The sequence below is a fragment of the Sphaerisporangium flaviroseum genome (assembly GCF_039537005.1).
GTDB lineage: Bacteria > Actinomycetota > Actinomycetes > Streptosporangiales > Streptosporangiaceae > Sphaerisporangium > Sphaerisporangium flaviroseum.
In genome coordinates, this window is record NZ_BAAAZR010000001.1 from 1,153,171 (window position 1) to 1,178,252 (window position 25,082).

Below are 25,082 nucleotides of genomic sequence, written 5' to 3' on the forward strand. Positions count from 1 at the left end.
CTGGTGGTACTGGTCTTGGTAAGGGTGCTTCATCTTTGGGCCTTGCGACCTGCGGTGTCGCGGTGAATCTCATAGTTTCTGGCCCTCATCCGAGGAGGGCCGATGGACGCGCTGATCACCATGGCACAGCTTCCGACGCTGCGCCGGGAGCTCCAGGCCTCCCAGGCGGAGCCTGGTCCCCAGGCGCCGGATGGTGACCGTCCTGTTCTGCCGCAGAGGACAGAGGTGAAGATCAGGACCCTCGTCTCGCTGGTGAAGGCTCTTCGTGGCGCGACGGATCGGTCCGCGCATGCTGCCCATTGACGGCGACGAAGACCTAGATGAACGGCGGGTCAAATGTAACAATCGGCATGTTGCCGGCCCGCCCTCATCCAGGGGTCGAATGTGTGGTGAGCGGAATACCCTTACATCTGTTCGGCGCGGATCCCATGGCACGGCCGCTTACGTATCCCGGGCGCGTTCCCCCGCATTCGGGAATTCTCATCGGTGACCGCTACCTGCGGGTTCACCCGGTCGTGAGTGCGGCGATGGACCGATGGCCGGTCGATGTGGACCACGAGGACATCGTGCTGGGCAGGTTGCTGGAGAAGGCCGGGCATGCGGCCGTCGAGGAGCTTCGTCCCGTGGTGGCCGTCGGTTGAACGCAAAGAGCACCCGCCCACCGGTGACCGGCACCGATGCCGTACTCGGATGACCTCCGTTCAGGACGGCGCGCCGTGGCACCGCCGGTTCGTACAGGTGACGTTAGCCATGCCTTCACCCCAATGTTCGTAAGAGAGGAGAAAGCATTCATAGCAGGGGACTTGGGTCCAGAAGTACGTGCAAGCAAAAGTGAAAAGGTGCTCTTATGACCTCCATGTCTCGCCGTGACGCGCTCCGTACCGGGGCGGTGGGCGGCCTGGGCATTGCGATCGCCGGCAGTCTCGAGGCGATCGCAGGCCCCGCCTTCGCCCAGGCCGGCGCGCAAGGGGTGGCCGGCTACGGTCCTCTCGTCGCCGACCCGGCCGGTCTGCTGGCGCTGCCCCGCGGTTTCTCGTACAAGATCGTGGCCGAGGCCGGCAAGACGCTGCTCGAGACGGGCCAGCCGACGCCGAGCGACGCCGACGGGACGGGTTGCTTCCCCACCCGCAAGGGTTCCGTCCTGGTGAACAACCACGAGATCGGCGGCACCGAGCCCTACGGCGTGCCGGCCCTGCCGGGGCTGACCTACGACCCGGGCGCGCGCGGCGGTACCACCAACATCGAAGTCGACAAGCACGGGAACCGCATCCGCGAGTACGTCAGCGTGGCGGGGACGCACAACAACTGCGCCGGTGGCATCACGCCCTGGGACACGTGGCTGACCTGCGAGGAGACCGAGCAGCGCGCTGGTGGAGTCTTCCAGAAGGACCACGGATACGTCTTCGAGGTCGACCCCTTCGACCGGGACGCCAACCGTGATCCGGTGCCGCTGAAGTTCCTCGGCCGGTACTCGCACGAGGCCGTCGCGGTCGACCCGCGCACCTCCGCGATCTACCTGACCGAGGACGCGGGCACCCCGAACGGCCTGTACTTCCGCTGGACCCCGCCGAAGGGCTTCCGCGGGCGCAAGGGCGCGCTCCGGGCGCTCGCGCTCGGAGCGGGCGGCGCCACCGCCGGTTCCCTCCAGGCCATGAGCTGTTCCAAGGGCGGCAAGCACATCGCCGACCTGTCCGAGGCCACCCAGCCGGGCACCCGGTACAACGTCGAGTGGGTCGACGTCCCCGACCGTGACGCCGCGACCGTCTCCGTGCGCAAGCAGTTCACCGACGACCAGGTGACCCGCAGCCGCAAGCTGGAGGGCTCCTGGTGGACTGACGGTGGTGCGTACTTCGTCGCGAGCTTCGCCCGCACCTCCGACGGCAGCGTCAACGAGCACGACGGTCAGGTGTGGTTCTACGACCCCAGGTCCGACACGATCACCCTCAAGACCATCTTCGGCGTCAACCCCGACCCCGACAAGGACACCGACTACGACGGGCCGGACAACATCACCGTCTCCCCGTACGGCGGGATCATCCTGGCGGAGGACGGCGAGGGCCTCTCGCACCTGGTCGGTGTGACCAAGAAGGGCGTCCCGTACCCGCTGGCCCGCAACGAGATCGACAACGGTGAGTTCACCGGCCCGACCTTCAGCGAGGACGGGAAGATCCTGTTCGCCAACATCCAGGCTCCCGGTTACGTCTTCGCCATCACCGGCCCCTGGCGCCGCGGCGCCTGAGGGCCACCACCGCCCCGGTCGGCACCCCCCGCGCCACTGGGCGCCTGACCAGCACCAACAGAAGCCGCCTCGGCCCCACTCGGGCCGGGGCGGTTTCTGCTTCGCGGCAGAAGCCCGGCGACCCTCACATCGATCTCCCATCACGGGAACAGACATATCCCCCATAAGGTTGCCTCAGGCAATGATATATATATTTGCCTCAGGCAACCAGATTGGCCGGGCGGATGCGGATCACGAGCTTGGACGCGCGCCGCGCCACCGCCCGCTCGGCTCAGGAAGCGAGCCGCGCCACCGCCCGCTCGGCTCAGAAAGTGAAAGTAATCGATGACAACCGCAGTACCCGCCGAGACGCGGGAGGCGGCACCCGAATCGGCCGCTCCGATGTCGCACCGAGAGATCCTGGAAGCGCTGTCGGGGCTGCTGCTCGGCATGTTCGTGGCCATCCTGTCATCGACCGTCGTGTCGAACGCCCTGCCCACGATCATCGCCGACCTGCACGCGGATGAGACCACCTACACCTGGGTGATCACCGCCTCCCTGCTCGCCACCACGGTCTCCACCCCCATCTGGGGCAAGCTCGCCGACCTGATGAGCAAGAAGATCCTGGTACAGTCCGGCCTGGTCGTCTTCGTCATCGGTTCGGCCATCGCGGGTGTCTCGCAGAATCCCGGGATGCTCATCGGCGCCCGGGTGGTCCAGGGTCTCGGAGCCGGCGGCCTCACCGCCCTGGCTCAGGTGATCATGGCGGCGATCATCTCACCGCGTGAGCGCGGCCGGTACTCCGGCTATCTCGGCGCGGTCTTCGCCCTCGCCACCATCGGCGGCCCGCTCATCGGCGGCGTGATCGTGGACACCTCCTGGCTCGGCTGGCGCTGGTGCTTCTACGTGGGCGTGCCGTTCGCGCTCATCGCGCTGGTCGTCCTGCAGAAGACGCTCCACCTGCCCGTGTACAAGCGCGAGGTCAGGATCGACTGGTCCGGCGCGGTGCTGATCAGCGCCGCGGTCTCCCTGCTCCTCGTGTGGGTCTCGTTCGCGGGGCACAAGTACGACTGGATCTCCTGGCAGACCGGTGCGATGGTGGGCGGCTCGATCCTCCTGGCGCTGATCTTCGTGTTCGTGGAGTCGAAGGCCCGCGAGCCGATCGTCCCGCTGCGCCTGTTCCGCAACAGCGCGATCAGCCTGGCCGTGGTGTCCAGTCTGCTGGTCGGCGTGGCCATGTTCGGCGCGACGACCTTCCTCAGCCAGTACTTCCAGCTGGCACGCGGCGAGACGCCGACGATGGCGGGTGTCATGACCCTGCCGATGATCTTCGGTCTGGCCCTGTCGTCCACGGTCGCCGGTCAGATCATCACCCGTACCGGGCGCTGGAAGATCTTCCTGGTCATCGGCGGCGTCTTCCTGACCGCCGGGTTCGGGCTCATGGGGTCGTTGCGCTACGACACCGACTACTGGCTGCTCGCCGTCTACATGTTCTTCATCGGCGTCGGCGTGGGCCTGACCATGCAGAACCTCGTCCTGTCCGTCCAGAACCAGGTCAGGCCAGAGGAGCTCGGCGCCGCCAGCTCGCTCGTGGCGTTCTTCCGTACGCTCGGCGGCGCCGTCGGCGTCGGGGCGCTCGGAGCCGTGCTCGGCCACCGGGTCATCCAGTACATGGAGGAGGGCCTGGCCAAGCTGGGGGTCACCAGCAGCTTGAGCGACGGTTCGGTTCCCCGGCTGTCCGATCTGCCCGCTCCCGTGCGGATCGTGGTCAAGGGCGCGTACGGGCACGGCGTCGGCGACCTGTTCCTGTACGCGGCCCCGTTCGCGTTGCTGGCACTGATCACCATCCTGTTCATCAAGGAGATCCCGCTGCGCACGGCCAACGCCGAGCAGATGCGTGCGGGCTCGGACGGGCACGAGCCGGCGCGCAACGGCGTGGCGGCGCGGAACGGCGCCGGCCCCGGCCGGCATGTGCAGCAGGAGAACCAGGAGCTGGTGTCCGTGGGCGCCGATGCCAGGGCCGCGTTCGACGGGTTCGTTCCCGCCCAGGCGGCGACCCGGCAGGCGGCGTACGCCCCGGCGCGGGACGCGGACGCGGACGCGGAGGGCGGCAGCGGGATCCGCGGGTTCATCCGCGCAGTCGACGGCTCTCCCATCGGCGAGGCGACCCTCACCCTGATCGACGTACGCGGCCACCAACTAGGGCGCGCGGTCACGCGGGCCGACGGCGGGTACAGCCTGTGGACGCCCGGTGGCGGCACGTACGTGCTGATCGCCTCCGCCGGCGACCACGAACCGCAGGTGGCGACCCTGGCCGTCGGTGACCGGCCGCTGGACTTCGATCTCGTGCTCGCGGGTTCCGGAAGGCTCGCCGGCACCGTGCGGGACGCGGAAGGCCGGCCGGTCATCCAGGCGATGGTCATCGTCACCGATGCGCGAGGCGAGGTCGTGACCACCGGCGTGACCGGCGCCGACGGCACGTTCGGCTTCGCGGGGGTCGTCGCGGGCGGCTACACCCTCGCGGTGAGCGCGGCCGGGCACCGTCCGGCTGCCGTGCCCGTCGAGGTAGGAACCGGGCAGACCAGGCAGGATGTCGAGCTGCTGCCTGGAGTCCGGCTCAGGGGCACGGTCCGTGTCAGGGAGGGCGGCCCGCTCACCGATGCCCGCGTCACGCTGCTCGACGCCGCCGGCAACGTGGTCGGTTCCGCGACCACCGGCGAGGACGGGGAGTACGCCTTCGCCGACCTGACAGGCGGCCGGTACACCGTCATCGCCACCGGGTACCCGCCCGTGGCGACCGCGCTCAACCTGACCGGGCAGAGTGAGGACGCGCACGACCTGTGGCTCGGTCACTCGGAATGATCGAGAGCCAGGAAGCGGGAGCGGAATGATGTACACCACCTCTCACGTCACGGAGAGCGGCGCCCCGGCAGGCCGTCACGGACTGCGTGCCGTGGTGCGCACGAAGGATGGCTGGGCGGTGCGGCACGCGATCGTCACCGTGACCGACATGGCCGGCAAACAGGTCGTACGGGCCGAGGCGGACGAGGACGGCTCGGTCCTGACGGCGCCACTGCGCCCGGGCGTCTACACGGTGGTGGTCACCGCGGTGGGGTACGCCCCCATCGCCTCGACCGCGATCGCCACCGCGTCCGGCGCCGCCGAGCTGGGCGTGCTCGTGCTCGCCCGGCAGGGCGGCGTCGAACTGCCGCCTCCAGGCGTGTGGACCATCGACCCCGCCCATTCGAAGGTGGCCGCGACCGCGCAGCATCTCGGGCTGTCCAGCGTGCAGGGCCGGTTCTCCCGGTTCGCCGGGCGCATCGACATCGGCGCGACCGCGGAGGCGTCCTCGGTCGTGGCCGAGATCGACGCGGCGTCGATCGACACCGGCAACGGGACGCGCGACGATCACCTGCGTTCGGCCGATTTCCTGGATGTGGGATCACACCCGGTCATCTCCTACCGGAGCACCGGGCTGTCGGTCACGGGCCCGGATCGGTGGACGGTGCACGGCACGCTGACGATGGCGGGAATCGCCCGTCCGGTGGACCTGGAGCTTTCCTACCTGGGCACCTCTCCTGACCCGTGGGGCGGCCTTCGGGCGGCGTTCCACGCGGTGACGGAGCTGCGCCGGGAGGACTTCGCGATGAACTACAACCAGGTGGTGCAGGCGGGGATCTCGCTCATCGGTGCGACGCTGAAGGTGGAGCTGGACATTCAGGCCGCGCTTGGGGAACCTTCGTCCCAGACCTGATCGTTCTGGCTACGGTCAGGGCCCGGTCGCAGGGCGCGGGCGCCTGACACGAAAGACTGCGGGAAGGAGGAGGCGGCACGATGACCGAGGCACAGGCGGCCCCACCGGTCGGCGAGCCGGTGTCCGTACCCGCGGAGGAGTACGAGGCGTACTGCGCGGTCGAGCACCAGCTCGGCGTCCTCTTCCGGCGCTCTCGCGCGCTGTCGGCGGAGATGGGGCGTGAGGTGCACCCCGAGCTCGAGCCGGGCGCGTACGGCCTCCTGGTGCGCATAGGGGAGGCCGCTCCGGCGCGCTCCAGTGACCTGGCGGCCTACTTCGGCGTCGGCAAGGCGACGATCAGCCGCCAGCTCAAGGTGCTGGAGGAGCTGGGCCTGATCGGGCGCGAGCCCGACCCGCTGGACGGCCGCGCGCACCGGCTCGCCCTCACCGAGGAGGGGCGCCTGAGGCTCCAGCGCGCGCGCTCGGCCCGTCAGAAGCGCTTCTACGCGCTGCTCGGCACCTGGCCGGAGGAGGACGTGCGGCTGCTGGCGCAGATGCTCGCGCGTTTCAACGCTCTGGCCGACACCATGGGGGACGTTCACCAGACCTGATCACCGGCCCGGCCGGCAAGGAAATCCATGCGCGCTCCGCGGGACGCGGGCCGCGAGGTGGTGTGCCGTGGTAGGCAGAAGGGGGTCATGGGACGCGCAGGTGTTCGTCACGGGAGGGGAAACCGGGGGCGCCGAGATGCGTGTCATTTCCAGAAACCGCTGATGTTTCGGAATACTCTGTGCGGCTATGGAGACGCGCTGGGTCGGGCCCGATGGCTACGAGATCACAGCCGCGACGCGCGGTGACCGCCAGGTCCTCCGCCTCCGGCGGCATGGCGAGCATGTGGCCGACTGCTTCTCGATCGAGGAGCTTCGCCGGTACGTCGACCTCGCCGACCTCTGCGAAGTGATCTCTCTCCCGTTCGGCGGCCGCTCCTCTCGCGGGCGGCAGGAGGCGCTCCGGTAGATCGGCCGCGGAGCCGATGAGGGCGCCCGCACGTCTGGATGGATCAGTGTGGGGCCGTCTGCCTGCGGCTGCGCGGTTCGTCGCGGACGGGCGACCTGGGACGGCGCGATGGGTGCCCAGGCCGCTGTTCCGGGATGGGTGTTCTGATTCGCATCGGCCGCGGGGTCCGTGTATGGTTACACCTGTCCGCAGCGCGGCGCGGTAACGCGAACGCAGGCGAGACCGGCCCCTTTAGCTCAGTCGGCAGAGCGTCTCCATGGTAAGGAGAAGGTCTACGGTTCGATTCCGTAAAGGGGCTCGACAGCGTAAATGCCCTTTCCGGATTCTCGGGTGGGGCTTTTCGCTTGTGGGCATCCGACCGTGCTCACTGGTCGGCCTGGAATAGGGGAAGTGCAGGGGTCCGGCGATCAGGCATACTGGGAGCACCTAGCCCTGATCGGGCACGCGAATGCGCGTGCGCGATCGTCGTACAGGTCGGGTATCCTTTCGAGGCCGGTTGAGTTCGCCGGCCTGAGGCGGAGTAGCTCAGTCAGGCAGAGCAAGCGGCTCATAATCGCTGTGTCGCCGGTTCAAGTCCGGCCTCCGCTACTACCCTGCCGGGTCTTCCTGTAATGGGATGGCCGGGTTCGGGTTGTCCATGTGTCCCAAACGTAGAAAGGCACTCCCACGTGGCTGCCACCGACGTTAGGCCAAAGATCACGCTGGCCTGCCAGGAGTGCAAGCACCGCAACTACATCACGCGGAAGAACCGGCGTAACGACCCGGACCGGCTTGAGCTGAAGAAGTACTGCCCCAACTGCAAGTGCCACCGCCCGCACCGCGAGACGCGCTAGGAACGTACTGACGGCGGTCGATCGATGGGGCGGATCATCGCCACACCGTGAGACGCGCAGCAGGACGTATCGATCGTCGCGTCGACCAGGCTGGGTGAGCGTCGTCGTAGCAGGCGTGAGCAGCGTTGCGGTCGTTCCGTCGACCGCGCTCGCCGGGCGGGCGTCGTGTCCTCTCCCAGGGCATGGCCGTTTCACGGACCGGCCGCGTGCCGCATGTGGCTCTCGCGCATCCATGGCCCCGAACCACGGGCCGATCGCGGGGCGCGTGCCGGAGGGCAGGCGATCCCGGTCCGCCGGGCACCTTCAGCGACACTCGGCATGATCGCGCGACCGGCGTTCTCCCTAGGGGACGCCGGTTTGTCGCGTTCAGGGCTGTCGGCAGTTCTGTTACCGTCGGCGTCGTCAGCTCTGTGTTGCGAAAGGGCATCGGCACGATGGCTTTGAACCGTGATTTCGTCGGACGGACCTACCCGGCGTCCACCTCCTACGAGGTATGCCGCGTAAAGATCAAAGAGTTCGCCGCCGCGATCGGCGACCACAATCCGATCTACCGTGACCCCGAAGCCGCCAGGGCGGCGGGTCACCCTGATGTCGTCGCCCCGCCGACCTTCCCCATCGTGTTCAGCCTCTCAGGCGCCGGCGAGGCGCTCGCCGACCCCGACCTCGGACTGAACTTCGCCATGGTCGTCCACGGTGAGCAGCGCTTCGAGTTCGCCCGCCCGATCTACGCCGGCGACGAGCTGGTGTGCAGCTCGACCATCAGCGAGATCCGCAGCGTCGGCCGCAACGAGCTGCTGACGGTCACCAGCGAGGTGACCACCGTGCAAGGCGAGCCGGTCTGCACGACCTACAACACCATCATCGAGCGCGGAGGGGCGGCGTAACCCATGACCGCGATCGTGAAGTACGACGAGATCGAAGTGGGCCAGGAGATCCCGGCCGCCGACTACTCCGTCCACCGCGTCAACCTGGTGATGTACGCAGGAGCCTCGGGCGACTTCAACCCGATCCACTGGAACGAGCGGTACGCCAAGGCGGTCGGCCTGCCGGACGTGATCGCGCACGGCATGTTCACCATGGCCGAGGCCGGCCGGTTCATCACCGACTGGACGGGCGACCCCGGGGCCATCGTCGACTACGGCGTCCGGTTCTCGTCCATGGTGGTCGTCCCGGACAACGACGAGGGCGCCGTGATCACGGTGAGCGGGGTCGTCGAGGCCAAGCTCGACGACAACCAGGTGGTCGTCGCGCTGACGGCGAAGTCGGGTGACTCCCGGGTGCTCTCCAAGGCCCGCGCGACGGTCCGGCTCGCCTGAGGCGACCCGGCCGGCCCGCGGCCTGAATGCTTCCGTGCGAGATGGGTACTGGGCTTGCGTGAATCAGGCACCGAAGCACGTATATGTACTCGCTGAACAGCGGGCGAAGGCCAGGTCGGAGCAGGACTTCGCGATGGCGGACGATCTCCGTGACCAGATCGAGGACGCGGGCTGGGTGGTCAGGGACGCCGGCGAGGGCTTCGAGCTGACCCCCAAGCCGTCCTTCACGGTCTATCCCACGGTGGCGTCGGTTCCCGTGCCGTCCGCCCGGACGCGTGAGGGCACGACAGGCGGTCCCGCGGCCGTCCCGACCGGTGACGCCGGACCTGGGGGCGGCGGCGCGTCCACGGGCGACGCCGGCAGGCGGGATGACGAGGGCGGCGGCCGCGACGGCAAGGGCCTGCCGGCGGCCTCGTTCGAGGCCAGCCACCCCGGCGGCCGGCAGGCCGTGGTGGGCGACGCGGCCAGGCCCCCCGGCGTGGACGACGGCACGGCGGAGGAGACCGGTGTCGACAGCATGGTCGCCTCGCAGGTGCTGTGGGACTCCTCCCTCGCCACCTCCAGGATGGACGAGGGGCTGAGCGTCGCCACGACCGTTGAGGACCATGACAAGGCGCCGCCCACGGTGGCGACGGTGGCACTGATCGTCGACGGCCACCCCTCCGACCTGCGAAAGTGCGTGGACGCTCTGATCGCCCACAGCGACGCGAAGATCCTCGCGCTCGATCTGGGGAACGTCGACGGAGCGGGGACGGCCCTGAACGAACTGGTCGAGCGGCATCCCGACCGCATCAAGGCCTGGCACGTCGCCGAGACCCCGCACTGGCGGGGTGGCTCGGCCGGCTGGGGCGCGAGCCGCAACAAGCTTCTCGAGCTGGACACCGGTGACGTCCACGTGGCGATGGAGACCTCGACCATCCTGGACGGTGACGCGATCACCCCGCTGGTGTCCGCCGTCACCGGCGATGTGGTGGCCGCGGGATGGAAGGGCGTCGATCCCGATGATGGTGGCCGCGACTGGCACGAGGCCGGGCCGGGTGAGGTGAGAGGCCTGCTCGGCTACCTCCTCGCGGTCCGCCGCGACAAGGCGCTGTCGGTGGGCGGTTTCCCCGAGAAGGCGCGCTACTACCGCAACGCCGACCTGGAGTTCTCGCTCACGCTGCCCGGCAAGATGGTGGTGCCCGAGAAGGACCTGCCCGTCCACCAGGAGCGGCACCGGGGCTATCACGATGTCGACGAGGAGTACCGCGACCGTGAGTCGCGCCGGACCTACGAGCGCGTCATGGAGCGGCTGCGCTCGACCGGCCGATGACCGTCGGTGCGGGCGAGGGGCCGACGCCCGACCGCTGACCCGCAGGGGGTGTTCCGTACCTCCGAGGCGGAGCCCCGCCGGTCGGGCGGTCTAGGCTGAGGGCCGGCGCGCGGCCTTCGCGCGCCGGCTCTTCACGTGCTGGGGAAGGTGCATGGCTGACCGTGTGGCAGGTGTGCGGCTCGCGCCGTACACCACGTTGAGAGTGGGCGGGGCGGCCCGTGCCTTCGTGGAGGCCCGTTCGGGCGAGGAGCTCGTGGAGCTGGTGGCCCAGGCCGACAGCGCCGGCGAGCCCGTGCTCGTCCTCGGCGGCGGGAGCAACCTGGTCGTCTCCGACGAGGGCTTCGACGGCCTGGTGATCCGGGTCTCCTCGCGTGGAGTGGACGTCCGGGACGACGGAGACCATGTGGTGGTGACCGCCGAGGCCGGGGAGGACTGGGACGCTCTGGTGGCCCGGGCCGTGGCCGAGGGCTGGTCGGGGGTCGAGTGCCTGTCCGGCATCCCCGGGCTGGTCGGGTCGACCCCGATCCAGAACGTCGGCGCGTACGGGCAGGACGTCTCGCAGACGGTCGCCGGCGTCCGTGTGTATGACCGGCGGGCGCGTGAGGTGCTCGATCTCGACGCGGGACAGTGCGGCTTCGCCTACCGGCACAGTTCCTTCAAAGCGGATCTCGCCAGGTTTGTGGTGGTGTCCGTGACCTACTCGCTGGAGAAGTCCGATAAGTCGGGACTTGTCGCGTACAAGGAGCTGGCCACCAAGCTCGGCGTGGAGATCGGTGACCGGGTGGCCCTGCACGAGGCCCGTACGGCCGTGCTGGAGCTGCGCCGCGGCAAGGGCATGGTCCTCGACGCCGCCGACCCCGACACCTGCAGCGCGGGGTCGTTCTTCACCAACCCCATCCTGGACGGGCCGGAGGCCGCCGAGCTGGAGCGCCGGGCGCCGGGCTTCCCCCGCTGGGACATGCCCGGGGGCGCGGTGAAGGTGCCGGCCGCTTGGCTGATCGAGCACGCGGGCTTTCCGAAGGGCTACCGGCGGGGGCCTGCGCGCATCTCCACCAAGCACACGCTCGCCCTGACCAACCCCGGCGGCCTCCACCTCACCGGCTTCCCCACCGACCCCGAGGGGATGGGACCGGACCGCGCCGATCATTCCAGCACCGACGGGGCGGCCACCGCGGCCGATCTGCTGGCGCTGGCCAGAGAGGTCAAGGAGGGCGTCGAGGCCAAGTTCGGCGTCACCTTGGTGAACGAGCCCGTGCTGGTGGGCCTCAGCCTGTGAGCCGCCGTACGCGGCGCCGCCATCACCGCACCACACCCCGCCGACCCGGCGCCGGATACAGAGCACCACACCGGCGAAAGACTCGTGATCTTCGTGGGTGGTCCGGGGGTGTGAGAGCGCGCGACCTTCAAGGTCGGCGGGTTGCGGGCGCTTGCAGTGAGGGTTCTAGAGCAGGGTTTCGGCGAGCAGGATGATGCCGAAGAGGGCGAAGGCGGCGGCGGCGCCGTAGCGGATCACCTTTTCGGGCAGGTGCCTGCCCAGCATCCGTCCGACGACGATGGCCAGCGCGTCGGCGGCCACCATGCCAACCGTGGAGCCGATCCAGGTGCCGAGCCAGCCGTGCTGCGTCGCCAGGGTGATCGTGGCCAGCATGGTCTTGTCGCCCAGCTCGCTGAGGAAGAAGGCCACGGTCACCGCGACCAAAGCGCTGCGCGTGGTCCGCTCGGCCTTCCGCGACTCCTTCTCGCTCAGCTCGTCACCCCGGAGCGTCCACAGCGCGAAGCCCAGGAACGCGATGCCCGCCACGATGGAGATGGCGGTCTTCGGGAGCGCGTCACCGGCGAGACCGCCCAGCCCGACGCTGAAGAGGTGCACGACGGCCGTCGCCAGGGTGATGCCCGCGAGCACCGGCCACGGCCGGAACCTCGTCGCGAAGGTCATGGCCATGAGCTGGCTCTTGTCGCCCAGCTCGGCCACGAAGATGACGACGAGACTGATCCAGAACGCTTCCACAGGGGGGTCGCCCTTCCTTGTTGCGCGACCGGACCAGAAGCGAGCACCACGGGGATTTGCGGGCACGTCGACCTCGGCCCGGCAGCGTACGTGTGCACAGCTGCGGGGCCGAAGGTCTCGTCCGCCTCGGTGACCGAGGCCCGCGCGACCGGGCTTACGCCAGCATGTCGATCAACGCGATTGGGACTACTCCCCTTCGGGTGTTTCGTCCATCTTAGAGGGTCGCAGCCAGCGGAGGCGTCGGCGCGACTCGCGCGAACCGTCCCGAGGCGAGGAAAGCCCGGTCCCGCCGGGATCGGCGTCCCGGGTAAAGCTTCACGGACGGACCTACCGGCATCCACCTCCCGGCAAGGTCCGCCACGTCAAGATCGAAGATTCCACCACCGCGATCCGATCGTCTCCACGGCCGTGTCGAGTTCGGGCTCGCGGCGGCCTGCGACGCGGGGAGGACCTCAGCCGAGGATGGAGCGGCGGTGTGCGGCGGCCGCCGCCTCGCCTCGGGTGGAGACGCCGAGCTTGCCGAGGATGTTGGAGACGTGCACGCTGACCGTCTTGGCCGAGATGAACAGCTCGGACGCGATGTCCCGGTTCGAGCGGCCAAGGGTGACCAGCCGGAGCACCTCCAGCTCCCGAGGTGTCAGGTCGACGCCGGCCGAGCCGTTCCGGCCGGCGAGGCCGTTCCCCTCGGTGACCCCGTCGGTCGTGGTGAGCGGGGCCCCGATCCGGCGGCCCAGCGCCTCGATGTCGGTGAGGAGCGGCAGGGCGCCGAGGGCCTGTGCGATGGGGTGGGCCTCGCGCAGCCGCGCCGACGCCCCGTCCCGGTCGCCCAGCTTCGCGGCCACCGCCGCCGCCTGGGTGAGCGACCTCGCCTGGGGGTACGGCCGTCCGATGGCCCGCCAGGCGGCGGCGGCCGCGTCGAACCGGCCCGAGCTCATGAAGCGGTACGCGTCGGAGACCGGGCCGTCCGATGTCATCGTCGCCATCAGCGCCTCGGCCTTGACGCGGACCTGCTGTGCGAGCTGGGGAGCCGCGGCGGCCGCCACATCGCAGATCAGCCGGTTCTGGGCCATCGCCCGCCATCCGAGCATGGGCTTGCTGGAGTGCGGGCCGCCGGGCGCGGTCAGCAGTTCCTCGGCGGCCTTGAGCGCCTCGATCGGGTGCCCGCGGAGCAGGTGAAGCTCGGCGACGAGGCGCAGGTTGGTCATCCACTCCTGTGCGTACTGGTCGCGCTCGCCGTGCAGGGCGCCGACCTCGCCGAGGATGCGTTCCAGAAGATCGGTCTCCCCGCGGCCGGCCGCCACGTCCGCCCGTACGCGGAGCAGGTGCCCGCGCGTCCTCTGGATCGGGTCCATGGCCAGGGCGTGCTCGACCGCCTCGACGGCCTCGTCCCAGCGGCCGAGGGCCTCGAGCGCCTCGGCGCGGTTGTTGGCGGTGAACGTGCCCGACACGCGGTACCGGCCGTACTTCTTCGCCAGAGCCTCGCCTTCCAGGGCAAGCTGCACCGCCTGCTCCGAACGGCCGAGGTTGTTGAGCGCGTCGACGTTGTTGGACATGGCCCGCAGCACGATGCGCCCCGAGCGGAGTCTTTTGCCGATCTCCATGGCGCGCTCGTTCGTCAGCAGCGTCGCCTCCAGCTCACCGGCGAGCGACTGCCCGAGGGCGAGGTTGGTCAGCAGCTCGGCCTCCAGGCACTCGTCCCCGATCTCGCGGGCGATCCTCAGCGCCTCGCGGGTGAGCGCGGTGCCCTCGCTCGTCTGGTTGGTGAACATCAGGAACGAGCCGAGCCGTGTGAGGACGTTGACCCGCGCGGAGCTGGGTGCGCCGACCAGCCGCTCCGCGTAGCGGAGGTCCTCTAGACCGCCCCGCCGCCCCTTGTGGATCTTGAGCTGGCTCCGGCGCACCAGCAGTTGCGCGACGCGCTCGGGGTGGGTCGTCTCGTCGAGCTCGGCCAGGGCGCCCTTCACGAACTTCAGGCCACGATCGGTCTCGCCGGTGATCACAGCGGCCTCGGATGCCTGCTCCAAGACCGTGGTGTGGTCCACACCGATGCGCTCGGCGGCGTCCGGCACCCTGTCCCAGAGCGACAGCACCCGTTCGAGGAGCTGGATCTGCTCGGTGTAGGCGAAGGCCTTGGCGGCCTTGGCCGACGCCTCCCATGCGGAGATGAGCGCCCACAGGTGGTCGCGCGCGGAGTACCAGTGGTGGGCGATCTCGATGGCGGCCCGCCCCGGCGGCACGAGCCGGCGATCGCGGTCGATCTCCTCGGCGAACCTGGCGTGGATGCGGTTGTGCTCGCCGGGAAGCATCTCGTCGTGCACGGCCTCGCGGATCAGCGAGTGGCGGAAGACGTACGCCCGCCCGTCGGCCACCTGCAGGACGTTGCCGGAGATGGCGGGGCGTACGGCGTTCTCCAGGTCCACGTCCGACAGGTCGGTGACCGCGGCCAGGAGCTCGTGACCGACCCGGTTGCCCCCGGCCGCTGCGATGCGGAGTACGCGCTGGGTCTCCTCGGGCAGCCGTTCGACCGAGCCGATGATCAGGTCGTGGAGGGATTCCGGGACGCTGCACTCGTCCTCGCGCTCCATCAGCGCCTCGACGAACAGCGGGATGCCCTCGCTGCGCTGGTAGACGTTCCGCACCAGCGCCAGCTCGGGGACGTCCCCCCGGATCCCGGCGATCTGCGCGGCGACCTCACTCTGGCTGAGCCTCGGCAGGTCGAGCCGGACCACGCCGTCGACCCGGCCGAGCTCGGCGAGGACCGGGCGCAGGGGGTGCTGGCGGTGCAACTCGTCCGAGCGGTACGTCATGATCATGAGGACCGGTGCGGTCCTGAGGTTGCGGCTGAGGAAGGCGATCAGGTCGCGGCTCGACCGGTCGGCCCAGTGGATGTCCTCGATCACCAGGATCACCGAGCGCCGCTCGGCAAGCCGTTCGAGCAGGGTGAGGAACTGCTCGAAGAGACGGGCCCGGCCCGTATCGGTCTCCTTGTCGCCGCTCGGCTCGCCGAACTCGGGCAGCAGCCTCGCCAGGTCGCGCGCCGCGCCGCCGGGGAGCAGTGCGGCCACCTCTGTGGCGCCGATCTCCTTGACGAGCTGGCGCAGGGCCGCGGTGAAGGGAGCGTAGGCGAGGCCTTCGGCGGACAACTCCACGCATCCGCCCACGAGGATGTGCGCCCCCAGAGAGGCGGCCTCCTCGGTGAAGCGGCTGACCAGGCGGGTCTTGCCGCCACCGGCCTCACCGCCCAGGAGCACGGCCGACGCGGCCCCCTTACGCGCCTGCTCAAAAGCATCGGACAGTGTCGCCAGCTCACCTTCCCGTCCTACGAAAACGGGACTAACCATCCGACCCACCATGTCTGCCAGCATGTCATGACCTATGTCGTCGTTCGCGGCATTTATCCGTCGGCTTAAGCACGCTGTGAGGCGTCTTCTCAGCGGCCTCCACCCGACTTCGGACATGCCTGGCGGGCCGCGGGGCGCGTCATTCGCTGAAGGCCCCGGGCCCGGTCAGGGTGGCTCGGTGGCCCGGCCGGGAGGGAGGCTCCGGCCGGGCGTCATCGTCCACGGTTTCTCTCGTGTGGCACAGGGGCTCCGGGCGTCTCCAGGATCCCCCCGTCTCGTGCCCCCAGGATCCCCCTGCCCGGCGTGGGCGCTCGCGGTGGTTCCGCGATTCGCCCACCGGGACCGGGACCGGCCTGGACTCCAGAGGTCCGCTCGCTCCGCCTCACGGTGCCTGCCGGCGGCGCGAACGTGGTGCGGCGTGATCACGAGGTGCGAAGCTTGCCGAAGGCGGTGCGCAGGCGCTGCTGCGAGCTGCGCTCCCGCGCCTTCTTGCCGGCTACCGCGAGGTTGGCGCGGCGGTGGTCGCTGGCCTCCTGGTGAAGCTCGGCCACTCGGTCGACGATGAGCTGGTACTGGAACTCGGGAAGCATTTCGGTGTCTCCTTGTGTTTTCGTTTTCTCTGACTCTTCAAGAATCCGGCTAAGGCGGCCCTCCCCACATCGGGCGGATGCCTTATCTCCTGGGCGGCTCTCGGCCTAGGAGTACCTAGGACCCCCGGCTTGTGCCTTAGAGGCCGGTCCAGGGCCACGTCGTGTCGCCTGAGACCCTTCTAAGACGCCTGCTCACAGGGCTGCGGGCGACATTTGCCGAAATGTCGGAGGCCGTCTCGGCGGATGGCCGGTTTGGAACAATCACGCTGGTCGGCGATGCTGGTGAGGTGTCAACACTGACGACTTCGCTCGTGGAGATCGCGTCATCGAACGCGACCCTGCGGGCATTCCTCCACGGCCTGCCCGGCGTCGATCGTGTGGGTGCCGATCAGCGCGCCACCATGCTGGGCACCCGTTCCATCAAGACGACCGCAAAGGCCCAGGCCATCGACCTGGCCATCTCCATGGTCGACCTGACCACCCTGGAGGGCGCGGACACCGCGGGCAAGGTGCGCGCGATGTGCGCCAAGGCCGTCCAGCCCGATCCCGGCGACCCCTCCGTTCCGAAGGTGGCCGCCGTCTGCGTGTACCCCGACCTGGTGGCCGAGGCCGTGCACGCGCTCGGGCGGTCCGGCGTGCGGGTGGCGAGCGTCGCCACCGCCTTCCCCAGCGGCAGGTCCTCCCTCGACGTCAAAGTAGGGGACACGGCGCTGGCCGTCGCGGCCGGCGCCGACGAGATCGACATGGTGATCGACCGCGGGGCGTTCCTCTCCGGGGACTACCGGAAGATCTTCGAGGAGATCGTCGCGATCAAGGCCGCCTGTGCCCGTGGCGAGAGCGCTGCGGGCAAGGGCGACCCCCACCTCAAGGTCATCCTGGAGACCGGCGAGCTCCAGACGTACGACAACGTGCGGCGGGCGTCCTGGCTGGCGATGCTGGCCGGGGCCGACTTCATCAAGACCTCGACCGGCAAGGTCTCCCCGGCGGCCACCCTCCCCGTGACGCTGGTGATGCTCGAGGCCGTACGCGACTTCCGCCTCCAGACCGGGCGCATGGTCGGCGTCAAGCCGGCGGGCGGCATCCGCACCACCAAGGACGCGATCAAGTACCTGGTGCTGGTCAACGAGACCGCCGGGCCCGACTGGCTGGACCCCGACTGGTTCCGCCTGGGCGCCTCCAGCCTGCTCAACGACCTGTTGATGCAGCGCCAGAAGATGGCCACCGGGCGGTACGCCGGTCCCGACTACTTCACTCTCGACTGAGGCGGGCCCCATGTTCGAATACGCACCGGCGCCCGAGTCGCGCGACATCGTCGACATCCGGCCGTCCTACGGCCTGTTCGTCAACGGCGAGTGGGTCGACTCCCTGGGCGACGAACGCGACAAGACCGTCAACCCCGCGAGCGAAGAGGTGCTCGCCGAGTTCTCCCTCGCGAGCGAGGCCGACATCGACCGGGCCGTCTCGGCGGCGCGCAAGGCCTACGAGTCGGTCTGGGGCGGGCTCCCCGGGCGCGAGCGCGCCAAATACCTGTTCCGTATCGCCCGCATCATCCAGGAGCGATCCCGCGAGCTGGCCGTGCTCGAGTCCCTGGACAACGGCAAGCCGATCCGCGAGTCGCGCGACGTCGACCTCCCGCTGGTCGCGGCGCACTTCTTCTACTACGCGGGCTGGGCGGACAAGCTCGGGTACGCCGGGTACGGCGACGAGCCACGCCCGCTCGGTGTGGCCGCCCAGGTCATCCCGTGGAACTTCCCGCTGCTCATGCTGGCGTGGAAGATCGCTCCCGCCCTGGCCTGCGGCAACACCGTCGTGCTCAAGCCGGCAGAGACGACGCCGCTGACCGCGCTGGCCTTCGCCGAGATCTGCCGCCAGGCCGAGCTGCCTCCGGGCGTGGTCAACATCGTGACCGGGGCCGGAGCGACCGGCGAGGCGCTGGTGAACCACCCCGACGTCAACAAGGTCGCCTTCACCGGGTCGACCGAGGTCGGCCGCCTGATCGCCCGCTCGGTCGCCGGGTCGGGCAAGAAGCTGACGCTGGAGCTGGGCGGCAAGGCCGCGAACATCGTGTTCGAGGACGCGGCGCTCGACCAGGCCGTCGAGGGCATCGTCAACGGCATCTTCTTCAACCAGGGCCACGTCTGCTGCGCCGGCTCCCGCCTGCTGGTCCAGGAGTCGATCCAGGACGAGCTGCTCGACGCGCTCAAGCGGCGCCTGTCCACGCTGCGGCTCGGCGACCCGCTCGACAAGAACACCGACATCGGCGCGATCAACTCGGCCGCCCAGCTGGCGAAGATCAAGTCGCTGAGCGAGGCGGGCGAGCGGGAAGGCGCCGAGCGCTGGTCGCCGTCGTGCCCGATCCCCGAGAAGGGCTACTGGTTCCCGCCCACCCTGTTCACCGGCGTGGCCCAGTCCCACCGCATCGCCCGCGAGGAGATCTTCGGCCCGGTGCTTTCGGTGCTGACCTTCCGTACCCCGGCAGAGGCCGTGGAGAAGGCCAACAACTCCCCGTACGGCCTGTCCGCCGGGGTGTGGACCGAGAAGGGGTCCCTGATCCTGTGGATGGCGGACAAGCTTCGCGCCGGCGTGGTCTGGGCCAACACCTTCAACCGCTTCGACCCCACGTCGCCGTTCGGCGGCTACAAGGAGTCCGGATACGGCCGTGAGGGCGGCAGACATGGACTGGAGGCGTATCTCGATGTCTGATCCCTGTGAGCACCGCCGAGGGCGCCGCAGGTCCCGGCGCGCACAGGCCGCCCGAGGTCACGATTACGCCCGTGCCGGCCGTTCGACCACGACCGCCCGTCAGGGCTGGTTCGCCCACCGTTGCGGGGTGAGCCGCTGCCGCCAGGTGTTCGTGCCGGTACGGTTCTCGCCGGAAGAGATGACCTGGAGAGGCGATGACTGAGCCCAGCCGGCTCGCCGTACGCAAGACGTACAAGCTGTACATCGGCGGGGCGTTCCCGCGTTCGGAGAGCGGAAGGTCGTACGTGGTGACCTCCTCCAAGGGCGACTTCCTCGCCAACGCGTCACGGGCCTCGCGCAAGGACGCCCGCGACGCGGTGTCGGCGGCGCGGAAGGCGTTCCCCGGCTGGTCCGGCGCCACCGCCTACAACCGCGGGCAGATCCTCTACCGCGTCGCCGAGATGCTGGAAGGGCGCCGGGCCCAGTTCATCTCGGAGGTGGTCGACGCCGACGGGGTGTCGGCGCGCAGGGCCGGCGAGCTGGTCGACGCCACCGTCGACCGGCTGGTCTGGTACGCGGGCTGGTCCGACAAGATCGGGGCGGTGCGAGGAGCGGCCAACCCGGTCGCCGGGCCGTACTTCAACCTGTCCACCACCGAGCCGACCGGCGTCGTCGCCGTCATCGCGCCGCAGGAGGCGCCGCTTCTCGGCCTGATCTCGGTGATCGCCCCGGTGATCGTCACGGGCAACACCTGCGTCGTGGTCACCTCCGAGCGCGCGCCGCTCCCGGCGATCACCCTGGCGGAGGTGCTGGCCACCTCCGACCTGCCCGGCGGCGTGATCAACCTGCTGACGGGCAAGCCGGCCGAGCTCGCGCCATGGCTGTCGGCCCACATGGACGTCAACGCCGTCGACCTGACGGGCTGCTCCGACGAGCTGGCCGTCTCCTGCGAGCAGGAGGCCGCCGAGAACCTCAAGCGCGTCCTGCGTCCTTCCGGGAAGACCGACTGGCTCGCCGAGCCCGGCACCAAGCGAATGACGGCGTTCCTGGAGACCAAGACCGTCTGGCACCCCACCGGCATCTGACCCATCTCGGAGTTCCTCGACCCCCGCGATGGCTTCCCATCCCGTCGCGGGGTGACCGGGCGGGTTCAGACTGGTTTGCGGCGGTTGGTTCCTCGGGTGGGGGAGGCGGCCAGGGGGTCTTCGGGCCAGGGGTGCTTGGGGTAGCGGCCTCGGAGCTCGGCGCGGACCGCGCGGTAGCCGTCCCTCCAGAACGACGCCAGGTCGGCGGTGACGGCGGCGGGCCGGCCGGCCGGGGAGAGCAGGTGGACCACCAGCGGCACCCCGGCGATCCGGGGAGCGGCGTCCCAGCCGAACAGCTCCTGGAGCTTGGCCGCCAGCACCGGCTGGTCACCCGAGTAGTCGACCCGTATCCGCGAGCCGGTGGGGACCGTGATCCGCTCGGGGGCCACCTCGTCGAGCCGGAGCCGCCACGTCAGCAGCCGCTTGAGCGCCGAGGCGACGTCGACCCGTTCCAGGTCGGCACGGCGGCGAAGGCGGGGCAGGTCGAGCCACGCCTCGGCGGCGGCGACGAGGCCGTCGTCGGACACGTCCGGCCACGGCTCGCCCAGCACCCTGTGGCAGAAGGCCATGCGCTCGCGCACCGCCACGGCCTCAGGGGTCCAGCGGAGCAGGGAGAGCCCTTCCTTGCGCAGGCCCGACAGGATCGCGTCGCGGACGTCGGCGCCGGTCAGCGGAGTGGACGACAGCTCGACCGCGCCGAGGCGCTCCACCCGCCGGGCCACGACGTCGCCGTCCCAGCGGATCTCCTCTTCGACCTGGTGGAACGGCCCGGCGGCCTCCCTCGCGACGTCCTCGTCGATCACGACGGCCTGGCGTACCCGGGCCGAGGCCGAGCCGGTCGGCCGGTCGGCCACCGCGATCGCCAGCCACTCCGCCGAGGCCATGCGGGAGTCCCGCGGCAGCGTCGCCGCCGTCCCCGAGACCATGAGGTACCCGCCGGAGCGGCGGCGTGCCACTCGCTCGGGATAGGCGAGCGCCACGACCAGCCCGGCGACCGCGTCGTCGCTCGGCCCATGACCGGCGGCGCGACCGCTGCCACCGCTCATGGCCTGGGTCAGGCGGCGGGTCTCTCGTCGCCAGTCACGGGATCCGCTTCGCCGGGCCTCGCGCCAGACCGCCACGAGGTCGTCCGGGGCGGAGCGGGGAAGCTCCTCTGACAGCAGGGCCACCACCTCGGCGGCGGCCGGAGGACCGTCGAGCAGCGCCCTGGCCAGCCGAGGATGGACGCCGATGCCTGCCATGCGGCGTCCTCGTTCGGTGACGCGCCCGTTCGCCAGCGCGCCGAGCGCGTGCAGCGTACGGCTCGCCACGGCCATGGAGGCGGCGGGGGGCGGGTCGAGCAGCGAGAGGGTGGAGGCGTCCGGAGCGCCCCAGCAGGCGGCCTGCAGCGCGAAGCCCGTGAGATCGGCCAGCGCGATCTCCGGCTGGGCGTGGTCGGCGAGCCGTCCGTGCTCGGCGGCCGGCCAGCACCGGTAGACGGTTCCCGGGGCCTCACGCCCGGCGCGTCCGGCCCGCTGGTCGGCGGACGCCTTGGACACGCGCACGGTCGTGAGCGATCCGAGACCCCGGCCGTGGTCGGTGCGCGGCTCGCGCGCCAGCCCGGCGTCCACCACCACCCGCACCCCCGGGACGGTCAGGCTGGACTCCGCCACCGAGGTCGCGAGGATCACCCGCCGGCGGAGTCCCGGCGACAGGACCGCGTCGAGGGTGTCGGCCCTGCCGTGGACCTGGAGGACGTCGGTCCCGGGCAGGTCCGCCAGTGCGGCGGCCACTCGCGCGATCTCGCCCACGCCCGGGAGGAAGCAGAGCACGTCACCGGTGCGCTCGGCCAGAGCCCGGCGTACGACCCCGGCGACGTGGACGAGCAGCGCGGGATCGACGCGCATGCCGTGGGCCGGCGCGACCGGCTTGGCGGGGGGCGCCCACACGGTCTCCACCGGATGCGTCGTGCCGGAGGCGTGCACCACCGGCGCGTCCCCGAGCAGCCGGGCCCACGGGGCGGCGTCGGCGGTCGCGGAGGTGGCGACGAGCCTCAGATCGGGGCGCAGGGTCGCCTGGACGTCCAGCAGGAACGCCAGCGCGGTGTCGGCGTCCAGGTGGCGTTCGTGGCACTCGTCCAGCAGCACGGCGTCGATCCCGTCCAGCTCGGGATCGTGCTGCAGCCGCTGGAGCAGCACGCCGGTCGTCATGACCTGGACATGACGGCCGGGCCGGTGCTCCCCGCGGACGGTGAAGCCGACCTCCTCGCCGACCTCGGAGCGGAGCATCCAGGCCATGCGCCGGGCCGCGGCCCGGGTCGCAATCCGGCGCGGCTCGGCCACGATCACCCGCCGCCGGGGGCCGGCGGCGTCGAGACCGGCCAGGACGAGGGGCAGCAAGGTGGTCTTGCCCGTGCCGGGAGGCGCGGTGAGCACGGCGGAGCCCCGCGTCTCCAGTGCCGCGCGCAGCTCGGGAAGTGCATGCCGCACGGGAAGGTCAGCGGCTCGCGCGTCGTCAAGGGTCATCATCGGAGCCTGTGCGGCAGTGGTCCGCGGTCATGGGCGACCGGCGCGTTCCCACGATGAGCCGGACCCCCGTGATCCCCGGCGGCCAAGGCGGTGAGGTGGCGGCGGAGCACGGCGAGCATCGTCTCGGCGTCCAGGCGGCCGGGATGGAGCACGGCTTCCAGGGACAGCCCGTCGAGCAGGGCGCACAGGCGGCGGGACTCCAGTGCGACATCGGCGTCCGCCGGCAGGCGGCCGGCGTTCCGGATGCCCTCCAGGACGCGGGTGACCAGTGTGAGGAGCCCGTCGTAGATCTCGTCCGCGTGGGAGCGGAGCGGGGGGTGGGTGCGGGCGGCGCTGACGAACGCGAGCCACACCACCGCCTCGCGCCGGCGCTCCTCGTCCAAGGGCAGCACCTCGGCGAGCATGCGCACGACCGTCTCCTGCCGTTCGTGCGGCGGCCTCAGCGGCGCGTCCGCGGTCAGGAGGCGCTCGGCGTGCTCGGTCAGCCGGGCCGTCACCCGTTCGATCATCGCCCGCATCGCGAACACCATCAGGTCGGCGTGGCCGGCGAAGTAGTGCCGCACCGAGCCGATGGCCAACCCCGCTTCGTCGGCGACGTTCCGCAGCGACGCCTGCTCCAGGCCGTCGCGTTCCACCACCCGGAACACCGCCTCGACGACGGCCCGGCGCCGCTCCTGGGGATCCACGATCTTCGGCACCTCCCCTTTATAGCACGATCGTGCTAGCCTGTTTTTGGCATGACCGTGCTACAAAAGGAGAGCAGCGTGAACGGAATGTGGCCGGCGGTCGTCGTCGCGGTCCTGGTGGCCGGCGTGGTGGTCAGACGGTTCATCGGGGAGCCGCTCCGCGCGCGTGACCTGTTCGTGCCGCCTGTCGTCCTCGTCGGCGTCGGCGCCCTGGGCCTGGTCAAGGACGTGCACCTGAACGCCCGCGATGTGGCCTGGATCGTGGCGGCCGCCCTGGCGGGCCTGGTCTTCGGCGCGCTGCGGGGCCTCACCCCACGGCTGTTCACCAAGCGCGGCCACCTCTGGCAGCGCTACACGCCGTGGACCCTGCTGGTCTGGGTGGTGTCGGCCGCCGCCAACGCCGGGATCGGCGTGCTCGCGGTGGCCGCGGGCACCCCGGAGCAGGCGCGGCCGATCACGCTGTCCATCGGCGTGAGCCTGCTGGGGGAAGCGGTCACGCTCGGCCTGCGTGCCCTGGCCACCGGCACGCCCTTCGCTCCCGAGTCCCCCTCATCCCTGGACCGGGTACTGCGCCCCGCGGCCCGCCTTACCGGGCCGGGGCCCCACGCGGGCCATGCCCCGGACCGCCCCGACGGCTCGCCGGGTCGTGGCCGTACGGTTCTGGACGGCGCAGCGCGGGTCGCTGCGGGCTGGGCCAGGGACGGGCGGTAGCCCGATGGCCGCCGCCTCCGCCGTATCGGGCCTCGGCGCGGCCGGTTCGTCGGCCCGCGGGCAGGCGCGAGCGCCTGCCCGCTCGTGGGCAGGACCGTCAGCGCGCCTGGAGGGCGTCCAGAGCGACGGCCATCGCGATGATCAGGCGCCGGTCGAGCCGCGGGTCGTTGATGTCGACGACGTAGCGATCACGCAGGCCCCATTTGCGGTCCACCGAGAACGCGATCTGCGCGCCCACGCCGAAGTCGAAGTGGTAGGGCAGCCACGAGAGCGAGTCGACGAAGCGGCGCAGGAGGCTCACGAAGACGTTGCGCTCCTGCCCGGTGAAGGTCGGCATGCCGGGAGCCTGGAAGTGCCACGTGGACCGGATCAGCGACGCGGCGAACTCCTTCTTGAAGAAGCCGATCGGCTGGCCGGCATGGTCGACGACGTCGTAACCACTGCCGAGGTCGAGCACCTTGCGGGCCTTGAAGCCGGCGAGCACGAATTGCCGTGAGTCGTCGGTGTACAGCGTGACCTGCTCCTTGAACGCCATCCGCTTCTGCTCGGCGAAGGCCACCATCGGGCCCTCGGACCCGTCGGGCTGCTCCAGATGGACCACATAACGGTTCACCATCATGGTGATCTTCTGGCGAACGAGCAGGCGTCGCTGCGCTTGCAGAGTCGAGAGGTCCACGTTGCTCTCCATAGTCAGGGGATTGCCACCCTAAGGCTTCTACCGGCGGTACAACGCCCGCGTGGCCCGGTGAGATGGGGTCGTGAATGACTTTCCCGGAACGGGGCAGGGGACCCGATCGTTGGGCAAGTGAAATCGAAACGGGGGAGGAGTCGCTATGTACCGCTCAAGAGAGCACAAGGTGATCGCCGGAGTCTGTGGTGGCCTGGCGGAGAAGTGGGGCTGGGCGCCCACCATGGTGCGTCTGCTGTTCCTGCTCTCCTGCATCCTTCCGGGGCCGCAGTTCATCATCTACATCATCATGTGGGCCTTCGTCCCGAAGGCTCCCGCCCGCTCCGGTCAGTGGTGATCCACCTGCTCGCGTCCG

23 protein-coding genes and 2 tRNA genes are annotated in these 25,082 nt (G+C 70.3%); 19 read left to right on the forward strand and 6 right to left on the reverse strand.

The annotated features are described in order from the left end of the window. Window positions 1–102 precede the first annotated feature (102 nt). The 14 genes from ABD810_RS05445 to ABD810_RS05510 all read left to right on the forward strand — a co-directional run bounded on the left by ABD810_RS05445 (window position 103) and on the right by ABD810_RS05510 (window position 11,705). Complete coding sequence (locus ABD810_RS05445) at window positions 103–303, forward strand: hypothetical protein (RefSeq protein WP_344934941.1); 201 nt, start codon at window positions 103–105, stop codon at window positions 301–303. A 125-nt stretch (window positions 304–428) separates the two neighbouring features. After that, entirely contained in the window at window positions 429–641 is a 213-nt protein-coding gene (locus ABD810_RS05450) for a hypothetical protein (protein WP_344934943.1), read from the forward strand. Between the two features lie 206 nt (window positions 642–847). After that, complete coding sequence (locus ABD810_RS05455; protein ID WP_344934945.1) at window positions 848–2,239, forward strand: alkaline phosphatase PhoX; 1,392 nt, start codon at window positions 848–850, stop codon at window positions 2,237–2,239. 324 nt (window positions 2,240–2,563) lie between these two features. Next, window positions 2,564–5,080 carry an MFS transporter gene (locus ABD810_RS05460; RefSeq protein WP_344934948.1) on the forward strand — a complete coding sequence of 839 codons (2,517 nt, stop codon included), beginning with the start codon at window positions 2,564–2,566 and terminating at the stop codon, window positions 5,078–5,080. 94 nt (window positions 5,081–5,174) lie between these two features. Further along, window positions 5,175–5,972, forward strand: coding sequence for a YceI family protein (locus ABD810_RS05465; protein WP_344934950.1), 798 nt, complete (start codon window positions 5,175–5,177; stop codon window positions 5,970–5,972). Between the two features lie 80 nt (window positions 5,973–6,052). Continuing rightward, window positions 6,053–6,562, forward strand: a complete 510-nt coding sequence (locus ABD810_RS05470) for a MarR family winged helix-turn-helix transcriptional regulator (RefSeq protein WP_344934952.1) — start codon at window positions 6,053–6,055, stop codon at window positions 6,560–6,562. A gap of 187 nt (window positions 6,563–6,749) precedes the next feature. Further along, window positions 6,750–6,968 (forward strand): transposase, encoded by a 219-nt coding sequence (locus ABD810_RS05475; protein WP_344934954.1) that lies wholly within the window; start codon window positions 6,750–6,752, stop codon window positions 6,966–6,968. A gap of 225 nt (window positions 6,969–7,193) precedes the next feature. Next, window positions 7,194–7,266 (forward strand) — tRNA-Thr (locus ABD810_RS05480). Between the two features lie 216 nt (window positions 7,267–7,482). Further along, window positions 7,483–7,556, forward strand: a tRNA-Met gene (locus tag ABD810_RS05485). Between the two features lie 80 nt (window positions 7,557–7,636). After that, window positions 7,637–7,801: a 50S ribosomal protein L33 gene (gene rpmG / locus ABD810_RS05490; protein WP_114028158.1), complete on the forward strand. Its 165-nt coding sequence runs from the start codon at window positions 7,637–7,639 to the stop codon at window positions 7,799–7,801. Window positions 7,802–8,235: 434 nt separating this feature from the next. Next, the gene (locus ABD810_RS05495; protein ID WP_344934956.1) at window positions 8,236–8,685 is read left to right on the forward strand and encodes a MaoC family dehydratase N-terminal domain-containing protein; all 450 of its coding nucleotides are present in this window, start codon (window positions 8,236–8,238) and stop codon (window positions 8,683–8,685) included. A 3-nt stretch (window positions 8,686–8,688) separates the two neighbouring features. Continuing rightward, on the forward strand, window positions 8,689–9,117 hold the full coding sequence (locus tag ABD810_RS05500; protein WP_344934957.1) for a MaoC family dehydratase: 429 nt from the start codon (window positions 8,689–8,691) through the stop codon (window positions 9,115–9,117). Between the two features lie 58 nt (window positions 9,118–9,175). Further along, on the forward strand, window positions 9,176–10,429 hold the full coding sequence (locus ABD810_RS05505) for a glycosyltransferase family A protein (RefSeq protein ID WP_425566854.1): 1,254 nt from the start codon (window positions 9,176–9,178) through the stop codon (window positions 10,427–10,429). Between the two features lie 151 nt (window positions 10,430–10,580). Next, on the forward strand, window positions 10,581–11,705 hold the full coding sequence (locus ABD810_RS05510; protein ID WP_344934962.1) for a UDP-N-acetylmuramate dehydrogenase: 1,125 nt from the start codon (window positions 10,581–10,583) through the stop codon (window positions 11,703–11,705). Between the two features lie 165 nt (window positions 11,706–11,870). On the opposite strand, the gene ABD810_RS05515 is transcribed toward ABD810_RS05510, so the two are convergent. From ABD810_RS05515 to ABD810_RS05525, 3 genes are all read right to left on the reverse strand, one after another. Next, window positions 11,871–12,437, reverse strand: a complete 567-nt coding sequence (locus ABD810_RS05515; protein ID WP_344934965.1) for a TMEM165/GDT1 family protein — start codon at window positions 12,435–12,437, stop codon at window positions 11,871–11,873. Window positions 12,438–12,889: 452 nt separating this feature from the next. Beyond that, window positions 12,890–15,778: a helix-turn-helix transcriptional regulator gene (locus ABD810_RS05520; protein WP_344934967.1), complete on the reverse strand. Its 2,889-nt coding sequence runs from the start codon at window positions 15,776–15,778 to the stop codon at window positions 12,890–12,892. 422 nt (window positions 15,779–16,200) lie between these two features. Continuing rightward, complete coding sequence (locus ABD810_RS05525) at window positions 16,201–16,368, reverse strand: hypothetical protein (protein WP_344934969.1); 168 nt, start codon at window positions 16,366–16,368, stop codon at window positions 16,201–16,203. A gap of 296 nt (window positions 16,369–16,664) precedes the next feature. On the opposite strand from ABD810_RS05525, the gene deoC reads away from it, so the two are divergent. From deoC to ABD810_RS05540, 3 genes are all read left to right on the forward strand, one after another. Then, window positions 16,665–17,630: a deoxyribose-phosphate aldolase gene (gene deoC / locus ABD810_RS05530; protein ID WP_344935428.1), complete on the forward strand. Its 966-nt coding sequence runs from the start codon at window positions 16,665–16,667 to the stop codon at window positions 17,628–17,630. A 10-nt stretch (window positions 17,631–17,640) separates the two neighbouring features. Then, window positions 17,641–19,071 (forward strand): aldehyde dehydrogenase family protein, encoded by a 1,431-nt coding sequence (locus ABD810_RS05535; protein ID WP_344934971.1) that lies wholly within the window; start codon window positions 17,641–17,643, stop codon window positions 19,069–19,071. 194 nt (window positions 19,072–19,265) lie between these two features. After that, window positions 19,266–20,135 carry an aldehyde dehydrogenase family protein gene (locus ABD810_RS05540; RefSeq protein WP_344934973.1) on the forward strand — a complete coding sequence of 290 codons (870 nt, stop codon included), beginning with the start codon at window positions 19,266–19,268 and terminating at the stop codon, window positions 20,133–20,135. Window positions 20,136–20,200: 65 nt separating this feature from the next. Here the strand turns inward: ABD810_RS05540 and hrpB are convergent, their stop codons facing one another. Next, entirely contained in the window at window positions 20,201–22,603 is a 2,403-nt protein-coding gene (gene hrpB, locus ABD810_RS05545; protein WP_344934976.1) for an ATP-dependent helicase HrpB, read from the reverse strand. Between the two features lie 35 nt (window positions 22,604–22,638). After that, complete coding sequence (locus ABD810_RS05550; protein ID WP_344934978.1) at window positions 22,639–23,340, reverse strand: TetR/AcrR family transcriptional regulator; 702 nt, start codon at window positions 23,338–23,340, stop codon at window positions 22,639–22,641. 66 nt (window positions 23,341–23,406) lie between these two features. On the opposite strand from ABD810_RS05550, the gene ABD810_RS05555 reads away from it, so the two are divergent. Continuing rightward, window positions 23,407–24,039, forward strand: a complete 633-nt coding sequence (locus tag ABD810_RS05555) for a hypothetical protein (RefSeq protein WP_344934980.1) — start codon at window positions 23,407–23,409, stop codon at window positions 24,037–24,039. A 97-nt stretch (window positions 24,040–24,136) separates the two neighbouring features. Here the strand turns inward: ABD810_RS05555 and ABD810_RS05560 are convergent, their stop codons facing one another. Then, a complete protein-coding gene (locus ABD810_RS05560) occupies window positions 24,137–24,715 on the reverse strand; it encodes an LURP-one-related family protein (protein ID WP_344934982.1) in 579 nt (192 codons plus the stop codon). 157 nt (window positions 24,716–24,872) lie between these two features. On the opposite strand from ABD810_RS05560, the gene ABD810_RS05565 reads away from it, so the two are divergent. Continuing rightward, window positions 24,873–25,064 (forward strand): PspC domain-containing protein, encoded by a 192-nt coding sequence (locus tag ABD810_RS05565; RefSeq protein WP_344934984.1) that lies wholly within the window; start codon window positions 24,873–24,875, stop codon window positions 25,062–25,064. Window positions 25,065–25,082: the final 18 nt, after the last annotated feature.